General features: G+C 65.2%; 10 protein-coding genes and 1 pseudogene. 10 read left to right on the forward strand and 1 reads right to left on the reverse strand.

The annotated features are described in order from the left end of the window. The coding region (locus VJS90_RS12335) for a TetR family transcriptional regulator C-terminal domain-containing protein (protein WP_324121935.1) at window positions 1–349 on the forward strand (349 nt) is incomplete at its 5' end. 42 nt (window positions 350–391) lie between these two features. Here VJS90_RS12335 and VJS90_RS12340 read toward each other — a convergent pair. After that, complete coding sequence (locus VJS90_RS12340) at window positions 392–832, reverse strand: heme-binding protein (RefSeq protein WP_324121936.1); 441 nt, start codon at window positions 830–832, stop codon at window positions 392–394. Between the two features lie 258 nt (window positions 833–1,090). On the opposite strand from VJS90_RS12340, the gene gcl reads away from it, so the two are divergent. The 9 genes and pseudogenes from gcl to VJS90_RS12385 form a co-directional block, all read left to right on the forward strand. Continuing rightward, window positions 1,091–2,866 (forward strand): glyoxylate carboligase, encoded by a 1,776-nt coding sequence (gene gcl, locus VJS90_RS12345; RefSeq protein WP_324121937.1) that lies wholly within the window; start codon window positions 1,091–1,093, stop codon window positions 2,864–2,866. Window positions 2,867–2,881: 15 nt separating this feature from the next. Beyond that, window positions 2,882–3,664 (forward strand): hydroxypyruvate isomerase, encoded by a 783-nt coding sequence (gene hyi, locus VJS90_RS12350; RefSeq protein WP_324121938.1) that lies wholly within the window; start codon window positions 2,882–2,884, stop codon window positions 3,662–3,664. 81 nt (window positions 3,665–3,745) lie between these two features. After that, a complete protein-coding gene (locus VJS90_RS12355; protein ID WP_324121939.1) occupies window positions 3,746–4,639 on the forward strand; it encodes a 2-hydroxy-3-oxopropionate reductase in 894 nt (297 codons plus the stop codon). Between the two features lie 182 nt (window positions 4,640–4,821). Further along, entirely contained in the window at window positions 4,822–6,096 is a 1,275-nt protein-coding gene (locus VJS90_RS12360) for a glycerate kinase (RefSeq protein ID WP_324121940.1), read from the forward strand. Then, a complete protein-coding gene (gene pyk, locus VJS90_RS12365; RefSeq protein WP_324121941.1) occupies window positions 6,093–7,508 on the forward strand; it encodes a pyruvate kinase in 1,416 nt (471 codons plus the stop codon). The genes VJS90_RS12360 and pyk overlap by 4 nt, the downstream gene beginning before the upstream one ends. Window positions 7,509–7,692: 184 nt before the next feature. After that, window positions 7,693–8,562: an urea transporter gene (locus VJS90_RS12370; RefSeq protein ID WP_324121942.1), complete on the forward strand. Its 870-nt coding sequence runs from the start codon at window positions 7,693–7,695 to the stop codon at window positions 8,560–8,562. 44 nt (window positions 8,563–8,606) lie between these two features. Further along, window positions 8,607–9,431 (forward strand): ion transporter, encoded by an 825-nt coding sequence (locus VJS90_RS12375; RefSeq protein ID WP_324121943.1) that lies wholly within the window; start codon window positions 8,607–8,609, stop codon window positions 9,429–9,431. Window positions 9,432–9,522: 91 nt separating this feature from the next. Further along, the gene (locus tag VJS90_RS12380) at window positions 9,523–10,521 is read left to right on the forward strand and encodes a sulfate ABC transporter substrate-binding protein (RefSeq protein ID WP_324121944.1); all 999 of its coding nucleotides are present in this window, start codon (window positions 9,523–9,525) and stop codon (window positions 10,519–10,521) included. A 154-nt stretch (window positions 10,522–10,675) separates the two neighbouring features. After that, window positions 10,676–11,530: pseudogene (locus VJS90_RS12385) on the forward strand (mechanosensitive ion channel protein); the annotation flags it as partial.

Below are 11,530 nucleotides of genomic sequence, written 5' to 3' on the forward strand. Positions count from 1 at the left end.
TCGCTCGAAGATCCGCATCTCCCGCGACCTGCCGTTTGCCTCCAAGGTGTTCGCCAGCGAGATCATGCACGGTGCCCCGCACCTGAGCCCGAGCCAGGTCGAGCAGCTCAACGAGCAGGCCCGCCACAACATCGAGTGCATCCAGGGCTGGATCGAGCGCAAGCAGATCGCCGCCGTCGACCCGCACCACCTGATGTTCAGCATCTGGGCCGCGACCCAGACCTATGCCGACTTCGACTGGCAGATTTCGGCAGTCACCGGCAAGCACAAGCTCGAGGACAGTGACTACGAGGCGGCGGCGCAGACCATCATTCGCCTGGTGCTCAAGGGATGTGAGCCGGACGCCTAGCGCAAAGCGCCGGCCGACAACTGCAGAAAAGGGTGGTGCCTGTCAGGCCGCCACCCCCGCATCCGCCGTCAGCCCCACCTCCTCGATCGCGCTGATCGCGCACTGCTCGTCGATATCCGATGTGTCCCCACTGATCCCCACCGCTCCCAGTACCTTGCCCTGCTGATCACGTATCAGCACACCACCCGGCGCGGGTACCACCGGGCTCTGGCCCAGCCCATTGAGCGCGGCGAAGAACGCTGGCCGCTGCTGGGCGTCGAGCGCCAGCAACCGCGAGCCCTTGCCCAGGGCGATGGCGCCCCAGGCCTTGCCCATGGCCACTTGCGGGCGCAGCAGGCTGGCGCCGTCCTCGCGCTGCGCGGTCAGCAAGTGTCCACCGCTGTCGAGCACCACTACGGTAAGCGGCGCAGCGTTGATCTTGCGGCCCGCGGCCAGCGCGGCGTCAACCAGACGGGCAGCCGTCTTCAGGTTCAGAACGTTCATGCAAAGGTCCTCTTCTTGTTGTGAGAAGCCCCAAGGGCAGGTGAAAAACCAATCACACAAATAGAACACAACAATCCGTGTGTTTGTATACAATATTTTGCACAAGACCTGCACGATCAGACGAAACGCCGTTTTGACCGGCTTCCCGACGAAAGCCTGAATCCCTGATGAAAATGGATTGACCTGGGTCGCCGGCCATGAATACACTCTGTCGCAAGCTAAGTTGTATACAATTACAAAATAGATGAGGCACAACCCATGAGCAAAATGAGAGCAATCGATGCAGCCGTTCTGGTCATGCGCCGCGAAGGTGTCGATACCGCGTTCGGTATCCCAGGGGCGGCCATCAACCCGCTGTACTCGGCCCTGAAAAAGGCCGGCGGCATCGATCACGTCCTCGCTCGTCACGTCGAAGGCGCCTCGCACATGGCCGAGGGCTACACCCGTGCCAATCCAGGCAACATCGGCGTGTGCATCGGCACCTCGGGCCCTGCCGGCACCGACATGGTCACCGGTCTGTACAGCGCTGCCGCCGACTCCATCCCGATCCTCTGCATCACCGGGCAAGCCCCACGGGCCCGCCTGCACAAGGAAGACTTCCAGGCCGTCGACATCACCAGCATCGTCAAGCCGGTGACCAAGTGGGCGACCACGGTGCTTGAGCCCGGTCAGGTGCCCTACGCCTTCCAGAAGGCCTTCTTCGAAATGCGCTCCGGCCGCCCAGGCCCGGTACTGATCGACCTGCCGTTCGACGTGCAGATGGCCGAGATCGAATTCGACATCGACGCCTACGAGCCGCTGCCCGTGCACAAGCCGACCGCGACCCGCGTCCAGGCCGAGAAGGCCCTGGCCCTGCTCAACGACGCCGAGCGCCCACTGCTGGTAGCCGGTGGCGGCATCATCAACGCCGACGCCAGCGACAAGCTGGTCGAGTTCGCCGAACTGACCGGCGTACCGGTCATCCCGACCCTGATGGGCTGGGGCACCATCCCGGACGATCACGAACTGATGGTCGGCATGGTCGGCCTGCAGACCTCGCACCGCTACGGCAACGCCACCCTGCTCAAATCCGACCTGGTGTTCGGTATCGGTAACCGCTGGGCCAACCGCCACACTGGCTCTGTGGATGTCTACACCGAAGGCCGCAAGTTCGTGCACGTGGACATCGAACCGACCCAGATCGGCCGTGTGTTCACCCCGGACCTGGGTATCGTTTCCGATGCTGGCAAGGCGCTGGACGTGTTCCTCGAAGTGGCCCGCGAGTGGAAAGCTGCCGGCAAGCTGAAGGACCGCGGCGCCTGGCTGCAGGACTGCCAGCAGCGCAAGGCCAGCCTGCAGCGCAAGACCCACTTCGACAACGTGCCGGTCAAGCCGCAACGCGTGTACGAAGAGATGAACCAGGTGTTCGGCAAGGACACCACCTACGTCAGCACCATCGGCCTGTCGCAGATCGCTGGCGCGCAGTTCCTGCACGTCTACAAGCCGCGCCACTGGATCAACTGCGGCCAGGCCGGCCCGCTGGGCTGGACCATTCCCGCCGCCCTCGGCGTGGTCAAGGCCGATCCGAAACGCAAGGTGGTGGCGCTGTCGGGTGACTACGATTTCCAGTTCATGATCGAGGAGCTGGCCGTTGGCGCGCAGTTCAACCTGCCCTACGTGCATGTGCTGGTGAACAACGCCTACCTCGGCCTGATCCGCCAGGCGCAGCGTGGCTTCGAGATGGACTACTGTGTTCAACTGGCGTTCGAGAACATCAACGCCACGGAAATCGCCGCCTACGGGGTCGATCACGTCGCCGTGGTCGAAGGGCTGGGCTGCAAGGCCATCCGCGTATTCGAACCGGGCGACATTGCCCCCGCACTGCTCAAGGCGCAGAAAATGGCCGAGGAGTTCCGTGTGCCGGTCGTGGTCGAGGTGATTCTCGAGCGCGTGACCAATATTTCGATGGGCACCGAGATCAACGCTGTCAACGAATTCGAAGACCTGGCCTTGGTCGGCAACGACGCGCCGACCGCGATCTCGCTGCTCGACTGAACGAAGGAGACAACCATGCCCCGCTTTGCCGCCAACCTGTCCATGCTGTTCACCGAGCAGGACTTCCTTGCCCGTTTCAAGGCCGCCGCCGACGCGGGCTTCAGCGGTGTCGAATACCTCTTCCCGTACGAGTTCAGCTCGGCCGAGATCAAGCAGCAGCTCGAGGCCAACGGCCTGACCCAGGTGCTGTTCAATCTGCCGGCCGGTGACTGGACCAAAGGTGAACGCGGCATCGCCTGCCACCCTGACCGCGTCGAGGACTTCCGCGCCGGTGTCGACCTGGCCATCGCCTACGCCAAGGTGCTGGGCAACACCCAGATCAACTGCCTGGCCGGCATCCGTCCCCAGGGCCCGGACTGCGCCACGGTGCGCAAGACCTTTGTCGACAACCTGAAGTACGCCGCCGACAAGCTCGAGGCCGCCGGCATCAGGCTGGTCATGGAAATGATCAACACCCGCGACATCCCGGGCTTCTACCTGAACACCACGAAACAGGCCCTGGACATCCAGGCCGAGGTGGGCAGCGCCAACCTGTTCCTGCAGTACGACATCTACCACATGCAGATCATGGAAGGGGACCTGGCGCGCACCCTGGAAGCCAACCTGGGCGCGATCAACCATGTGCAGCTGGCCGACAACCCCGGACGCCACGAGCCGGGCACCGGCGAGATCAACTACCGCTTCCTGTTCGAGCACCTGGACCGCATCGGCTACAAGGGCTGGGTCGGCTGCGAATACAAGCCGCTGACCACGACCGAAGCAGGGCTGGGCTGGCTGAAAACCCACAATGCGATCTAAGGGCTGAATGCAAGGCTCCCACAGGGTTGGGCAACGCCTGCTCCAGCGAAATTCGACAACTATAAAAAGAGGTAATTTCTCATGGCTAAAATCGGTTTCATCGGCACCGGCATCATGGGCAAACCCATGGCCCTCAACCTGCAGAAGGCAGGTCACAGCCTGTTCGTCTCCACCCACCACGACGCCGCGCCGGCCGAGCTGATCGCCGCCGGCGCCGTTGCCCTGGCCAATCCCAAGGAGGTGGCACAGGAAGCCGAGTTCATCATCGTCATGGTCCCCGACACCCCGCAGGTCGAAGCCGTGCTGTTCGGTGAAAACGGCGTGGCCGAGGGCGTGGGCCCGAACAAGGTGGTGATCGACATGAGCTCGATCTCGCCCACCGCCACCAAGGCCTTCGCCGAGAAGATCAAGGCCACCGGCGCCGCCTATCTGGACGCACCAGTGTCCGGCGGGGAAGTCGGCGCCAAGGCCGCGACCCTCAGCATCATGATCGGCGGCTGCCCGAACGCCTTCGAACGCGCCCTGCCGCTGTTCCAGGCCATGGGCAAGAACATCACCCACGTCGGCGGCAACGGCGACGGCCAGACCGCCAAGGTGGCTAACCAGATCATCGTCGCCCTGAACATCCAGGCCGTCGGCGAAGCCCTGCTGTTCGCGGCGAGGAACGGCGCTGATCCGGCCAAAGTGCGCGAAGCGCTGATGGGCGGCTTTGCCTCTTCGAAGATTCTTGAAGTGCATGCCGAGCGCATGATCAAGGGCACCTTCGACCCGGGCTTCCGTATCAACCTGCACCAGAAGGACCTTAACCTGGCCCTGCAAGGCGCCAAGGAACTGGGCATCAACCTGCCCAACACCGCCAACGCCCAGCAAGTGTTCAGCACCTGCGTGGCGCTCGGTGGCGGCGAATGGGACCACTCGGCGCTGATCAAGGGCCTGGAACACATGGCCAATTTCTCGATCCGCGACGGGCAGTAAGGCCTCCACTCGCGGCGAGCCTGTTCGCCGCTGGGACGTGCCCGCGAAGCATCCAGCACCGATGAACCTGCGACCACAGGCCCATCGGTCACCCGAGCAACACCGCCCCTGGTCCGGCCTGCACGGAGGCAGTTCCGGGGGCGTTCTCGATTGCGCAGAACAACAATAATCAGGAGCCTGCCATGTCGGTCGATCCGCAAAAAATCCTCCGCGAACTGTTCGACACAGCCATCGCCGCCGCTTACCCTCGCCAGGTCCTGGAACCCTGTCTGCCCGCCGACCGCTCCGGCCGGGTCATCGTCATTGGTGCCGGCAAGGCCGCGGCCGCCATGGCCGAAGTGGTCGAAAAATGCTGGCAAGGCGAAGTCTCCGGCCTGGTCGTGACCCGCTACGGCCACGGCGCCAACTGCCAGAAGATCGAAGTGGTCGAAGCCGCCCACCCGGTCCCCGACGCCGCCGGACTGGCCGTCGCCAAGCGCGTGCTGGAGATGGTCAGCGATTTGAGCGAAAGCGACCGGGTGATCTTCCTGCTGTCCGGCGGCGGCTCCGCGCTGCTGGCCCTGCCGGCCGAGGGCCTGACCCTGGCCGACAAGCAACAGGTCAACAAGGCGCTGCTCAGGTCGGGCGCCACCATCGGCGAGATGAACTGCGTGCGCAAGCACCTCTCGGCCATCAAGGGCGGCCGCCTGGCCAAAGCCTGCTGGCCGGCCACGGTATACACCTATGCCATCTCCGATGTGCCTGGTGACCTGGCCACGGTCATCGCCTCCGGCCCCACCGTGGCCGACCCGAGCACCTCGGCCGATGCCCTGGCGATCCTCAAGCGCTACAGCATCGAAGCGCCCAGGGCCGTCATCGACTGGCTCAACAACCCCGCCTCCGAGACCGTCAAGGCCGACGACCCGGCGCTGGCGCGCAGCCACTTCCAGCTGATCGCCCGCCCCCAGCAATCGCTGGAGGCGGCCGCGGTCAAGGCCCGCCAGGCAGGGTTCAGCCCACTGATCCTGGGCGACCTGGAGGGCGAGTCGCGCGAGGTGGCCAAGGTGCACGCCGGGATCGCCCGGCAGATCGTCCTGCATGGCCAGCCACTGGCGGCGCCCTGCGTGATTCTTTCCGGCGGCGAGACCACGGTCACCGTGCGCGGCAACGGCCGTGGCGGGCGCAACGCCGAATTCCTGTTGAGCCTGACCGAAAACCTCAAGGGGCTGCCCGGCGTGCATGCCCTGGCAGGTGACACCGACGGCATCGATGGCTCCGAGGAAAACGCCGGTGCCTTCATGACCCCGCAGAGCTACGCACGCGCCCAGGCCCTGGGCCTGTCTGCCGCGGACGAACTGGACAACAACAACGGCTACGGCTATTTCGCCGCGCTCGATGCGCTGATCGTCACCGAACCGACACGCACCAACGTCAACGACTTCCGCGCCATCCTGATCCTCGAGACTTCCCCATCATGACGCCTGACAAGAAAGTCAAGATCCTCGCTACCCTGGGCCCCGCGATCAAGGGCATCGATGACATCCGCCGGCTGGTCGAGGCCGGGGTGAATATCTTCCGCCTCAACTTCAGCCACGGCGAGCACGCCGACCACGCCCTGCGCTACCAGTGGATCCGCGAGGTGGAAGGCCAGCTGAACTGCCCGCTGGGCATCCTCATGGACCTGCAAGGCCCCAAGCTGCGCGTCGGCCGTTTCGCCGAAGGCAAGGTGCAGTTGCACCGCGGCCAGGCCCTGCGCCTGGACCTGGACGACACCCCGGGCGACAGCCGCCGCGTGAACCTGCCGCACCCCGAGATCATCGCCGCCCTTGAGCCCGGCATGGACCTGCTGCTCGATGACGGCAAGCTGCGCCTGCGCGTGACCGCCACGTACAGCGATGCCATCGACACCGAAGTCCTGGCCGGCGGCGAGCTCTCCGACCGCAAGGGCGTCAACGTGCCCCAGGCGGTGCTGGAACTGAGCCCGCTGACCGCCAAGGACCGCCGCGACCTGGCCTTTGGGCTGGAACTGGGGGTCGACTGGGTGGCGCTGTCGTTTGTCCAGCGCCCCGAGGACATCGCCGAGGCCCGCGAGCTGATCAGGGACCGCGCCTACCTGATGGCCAAGATCGAGAAGCCCTCTGCCGTGACCCAGCTGCAGGCCATCGCCGAAGCGGCCGACGCGATCATGGTCGCGCGCGGCGACCTGGGCGTGGAGGTGCCGGCCGAAAGCGTGCCGCAGATCCAGAAGCAGATCATCAACACCTGCCGCCAGCTCGGCAAGCCGGTGGTGGTGGCCACGCAGATGCTTGAATCCATGCGTTTCTCGCCGGCCCCGACCCGCGCCGAAGTCACCGATGTCGCCAACGCCGTGGCCGAAGGCGCCGACGCGGTGATGCTGTCGGCCGAGACCGCCTCGGGCGACTACCCGATCGAAGCGGTGCGGATGATGAGCAAGATCATCCGCCAGGTGGAGAACGGCCCTGACTACCAGGCCCAGCTCGACGTCGGGCGACCCAAGGCCGAAGCCACGGTGTCGGATGCCATCAGCTGCGCGATCCGGCGTATCAGCGGCATCCTGCCGGTGGTAGTGCTGGTGAACTACAGCGAGTCCGGCGCCTCGACCCTGCGCGCTTCCCGCGAGCGGCCTCGGGCGCCGATTCTCAACCTGACGCCGAACCTCACGACCGCTCGGCGCCTGAGCGTGGCCTGGGGCGTGCATTCGGTGGTCAACGATCGCTTGCGCCAAGTGGACGAAATCTGCTCCACCGCACTCGAGATCGCCCAGGCCCAAGGCATGGCCAGCCGCGGCGACACGCTGCTGATCACCGCCGGCGTGCCGTTCGGCAAGCCCGGCACCACCAATACGCTGCGGGTGGAGACATTGATCTGAGGTGTCCCATTCGCTGGCAAGCCAGCTCCCATAGGTACAGCGTCTGACACAGCGCCGTTCATGAAAACAACGCCGTACCTGTGGGAGCTGGCTTGCCAGCGAAGAAGCCTCCCACGAAACGACCTGCGGAAAACCGAGGCCCTCAAGAGGCCCACCGCTTCCATCCACCTCCACCGACTGCCCCATGTACAGCAAACATTTCGTCAACCCGTGCCCCGACTGGGCCACGGCGCTGCTCAACGGCTTCAGCCAGGTCCTGCTGCAGCGCAACCCGCTGTGTGGCCTGTGCTGCCTCCTCGCGATCCTGCTCACCGCACCGCAACTGGTCGGTGGCGCCTTGCTCGGCGCGCTGTCGGGGCTGCTCACCGCCCAGCGCCGCGGCTACCACCGGACCGACCGCCAGGCAGGCCTGTACAGCTACAACGGCGTGCTCACCGGCATCCTCTTCAGCCATGTCCTGCCTTGGTCGATGATTCTGCCGCCGCTGATCATCGCCGCGGGTGGCCTGTCCAGCATCCTTGTCCACCAATGGCTCAAGCGCGGCAGCCCCGCCTACACCGCGCCCTTCGTGCTGCTCGGCTGGGGCGCGCTGCTGCTGGCCGGGCCCGCAGCGGCCAACCTGCCGGTCGAACCCAGCCCGCTTCACGCTCTGGCCCGCGGCCTTGGCCAGGTGTTCCTGCTGGACAAGCCCCTGGCTGGCCTGCTGATCGCCATGGGCCTGTTCATCGCCGACCGCCACGCCGCGTTGTGGGCCCTGCTCGGCTCGGCAATCGGTGGCAGCCTGGCCCTGCTCACGGGGGAAACCACCATGGCCTGGCACGGGCTGCTCGGCTTCAACGCCACGCTGGCCGCCCTGGCCTTCAGTCACCATCACGGCCAACCCTGGCGACCCTTGCTGGCGATCAGCCTGGCGCTGGCCCTGCAGCCCGTGGTCGAGCGGCTGCCGATGCCTGGCCTGACCGCACCGTTCGTCCTCGCCTGCTGGCTGTTGCACCTGGGCGCGCGGCGCGCACCGACAGGCCGCCGCGAACCTGACCGCCGCTTGCACAGCTGAGGGGCAGCCCCTAGGCTCTGCCCATCTCAACCTGGACAGAGCCCATGCAAACCCCTTCGAGCTGGCGCGAGCGCCTTTTCGTCATCGTCTTCCAATCCGACACCACCGCTGGCCGGCGCTTCGACAAGATCCTCCTGCTGATCATCCTCGCCAGCCTGGTGACGGTGATCCTCGACAGCATCGACGAGGTCCACCGCAACTACGGTGGCCTGCTGGCGGGCATGGAATGGACCTTCACCGCGGTCTTCCTGGTGGAGTACCTGGCGCGCCTGTACAGCTCGCCCAAACCGCTGCGCTATGCCTTCAGCTTCTACGGCCTGGTCGACCTGCTGGCCATCGTGCCGGGACTGATCGCGCTGTACTACAGCGATGCCCAGTACCTGCTGATCGTCCGGGTGATCCGCATGCTGCGGATCTTCCGCGTGCTCAAGCTCAGCCCCTACCTCAAGCAGGCCAACTACCTGATGGCGGCGCTGCGCGGCAGCAAGCAGAAGATCATCGTGTTCCTGGTCAGCGTCTCGACCCTGGTCACCGTGTTCGGCACCCTGATGTACGTGATCGAGGGCCCCGAACATGGCTTCACGAGCATTCCCAAGGGCATCTACTGGGCCATCGTCACCCTGACCACCGTGGGCTTCGGCGACATCGTGCCAACCACGCCGCTGGGGCAGGTCCTGTCATCGCTGGTGATGATCACCGGTTACTCGATCATCGCCGTGCCCACCGGTATCTTCACGGCGGAACTGGCCAACGCCTTGCGTGGCGAGCAGCTCAGGCATGACTGCCCAAGCTGCCACAAGGACGGCCACGAACACGACGCCGCCTTCTGCTCACGTTGCGGCAGCGCGCTGTTCCGCAAGACGGAATAAACAAAGTGTTTTTTGTTCTTTAAACGGCTTGAAACGAACGGCTATAGTCGCTGGCAAAATGCCGTCAACCCGTCAGAACAAGGAACGCGTCGTGAAAAAACTGTTTACCGCCTCGCTGCTGGCCGCAGGCCTTGCGCTGGGCAACCTGGCCCAGGCCGCGCCCACGCTGTTAAACGTTTCCTACGACGTGATGCGCGATTTCTACAAGGACTACAACCCCGCGTTCCAGAAGCACTGGGAGGCCGAGCACAAGGAAAAGGTCAACGTCCAGATGTCCTTCGGCGGGTCGAGCAAGCAGGCGCGCTCGGTGATCGACGGCCTGCCGGCCGATGTCATCACCATGAACATGGCCACCGATATCAATGCCCTGAACGACCACGGCAAGCTGGTGCCCGACAACTGGGTCACCCGCCTGCCGAACAACAGCGCGCCGTTCACCTCGGCCACCGTGTTCATCGTGCGCAAAGGCAACCCCAAGGCCCTGAAGGACTGGCCCGACCTGCTCAAGGACGGCGTGCAGGTCATCGTGCCTAACCCCAAGACCTCGGGTAACGGCCGCTATACCTACCTGTCGGCATGGGGCTACGTGCTCAAGAACGGCGGCGACGAAAGCAAGGCCAAGGACTTTGTCGGCAAGCTGTTCAGGCAGGCCCCCGTGCTCGACACCGGTGGCCGCGCCGCCACCACCACTTTCATGACCAACCAGATTGGTGACGTGCTGGTGACCTTCGAGAACGAAGCCGAGATGATCGCCCGCGAGTTCGGCCGCGACCAGTTCGAGGTGGTGTATCCGAGCGTGTCCGCTGAAGCAGAGCCACCAGTGAGCGTGGTCGACAAGGTGGTCGAAAAGAAAGGCTCGCGCGCCGTGGCCGAGGAATACCTCAAGTACCTGTGGTCGCCAGCGGCCCAGGAAATCGCGGCGAACAACTACCTGCGCCCGCGCGACGCCACGGTGCTCGCCAAGTACACCGACCGCTTCCCCAAGGTTGATTTCCTCTCGGTGGAGAAGACCTTTGGTGACTGGCGCACGGTGCAGAAGACGCATTTCAATGATGGTGGGGTGTTCGACCAGATCTACAGCGGGCAATGATTCGATAGACAACGCCGCTCCCGCTTTGGCGGGAGCTGGCTTGTCAGCGACCGCGACCGGCCACTCATCCCCCTTCTTTTCGAACTTTCCCCCCGCATCACCAATCAGTTCCTTGAGTAACCCTTCCCGCTAGCCCGGCCCTAGGAGTACTCCAGTGCTGCGTCACCTTTCCCTGCTCCTGCTCGGCTGCCTGCTGAGCACACACCTGCTGGCCGCCGAGCCAGCGCCCGCCGAAGAGACCCCAGCCGAGCCCGAAGCCGTGCTCCAGGGAGGACTGCTGGGCGCGCTGGCCGATGGCCTGGACAGCGCCGCCAAGGACATGGACCTCGATGCCCACCTGGTCGACGCCTGGCGCCTGCGCACCGACCGCGCGAGCAAAGAGGTGCAACGCCTGGTCGACCGTCACTCCGGCAGCGACACGCTTGCACTGGCAGGTGACTTTTTGCTGCTGACCATGGCGTGGGTCACCAGCTTCGCCGTCCTGACCCTGCTCGGCCGCCTGCTTTTCAGGCGCATGGCGCGCAGCCGGCTGCTGATCCGCCGCAACCGGGTCCGCAGCGTGGTCGGCCTGTTGCTGCCCTATACCTTGCCAGCGTTGGCCGCCCTGCCGCTGACGCTCTACGCCAGCCGCTTTCTTGAGCCGTCGGTGGCCCGCGCGCTGGGCCTGAGCCTGTCGTACGCCACCAGCAGCGGCCTGTTCTCGACCTCGATCATCCTGTGTCTGATCACCCTGTTCGACGCCGGCCACAAGCGCGCCGCGGTCGCCGCGATCCGTCGCCTGGCCCCGCGCCCGCTGTTCATGATCGGCTTTCTCGCGGCCTGGAGCGACGCGCTGACCAGCGCGCAGATCGCCCGCCAGCTGGGCGGCAACATCACCAGCAGCATCGCGGTGATCACCGGCCTGCTGGCCACGCTGGTGTTCGCCAGCCTGGTGATCCGCCTGCGCCGCCCCGTCGCCCACCTCATCCGCAACCGCTCGCTCAAGGACCGCCTGCAGCACCGCGCCCTG

Origin of the sequence: Pseudomonas sp., from assembly GCF_035277045.1 — a bacterium.
GTDB lineage: Bacteria > Pseudomonadota > Gammaproteobacteria > Pseudomonadales > Pseudomonadaceae > Aquipseudomonas.

Excerpts from the sequence above, each read along its gene's own strand:
- VJS90_RS12340 (WP_324121936.1), bottom strand. The coding sequence starts at position 832 with ATGAACGTTCTGAACCTGAAGACGGCTGCCCGTCTGGTTGACGCCGCG.
- gcl (WP_324121937.1), top strand. The coding sequence starts at position 1,091 with ATGAGCAAAATGAGAGCAATCGATGCAGCCGTTCTGGTCATGCGCCGC.
- hyi (WP_324121938.1), top strand. The coding sequence starts at position 2,882 with ATGCCCCGCTTTGCCGCCAACCTGTCCATGCTGTTCACCGAGCAGGAC.
- VJS90_RS12355 (WP_324121939.1), top strand. The coding sequence starts at position 3,746 with ATGGCTAAAATCGGTTTCATCGGCACCGGCATCATGGGCAAACCCATG.
- VJS90_RS12360 (WP_324121940.1), top strand. The coding sequence starts at position 4,822 with ATGTCGGTCGATCCGCAAAAAATCCTCCGCGAACTGTTCGACACAGCC.
- pyk (WP_324121941.1), top strand. The coding sequence starts at position 6,093 with ATGACGCCTGACAAGAAAGTCAAGATCCTCGCTACCCTGGGCCCCGCG.
- VJS90_RS12370 (WP_324121942.1), top strand. The coding sequence starts at position 7,693 with ATGTACAGCAAACATTTCGTCAACCCGTGCCCCGACTGGGCCACGGCG.
- VJS90_RS12375 (WP_324121943.1), top strand. The coding sequence starts at position 8,607 with ATGCAAACCCCTTCGAGCTGGCGCGAGCGCCTTTTCGTCATCGTCTTC.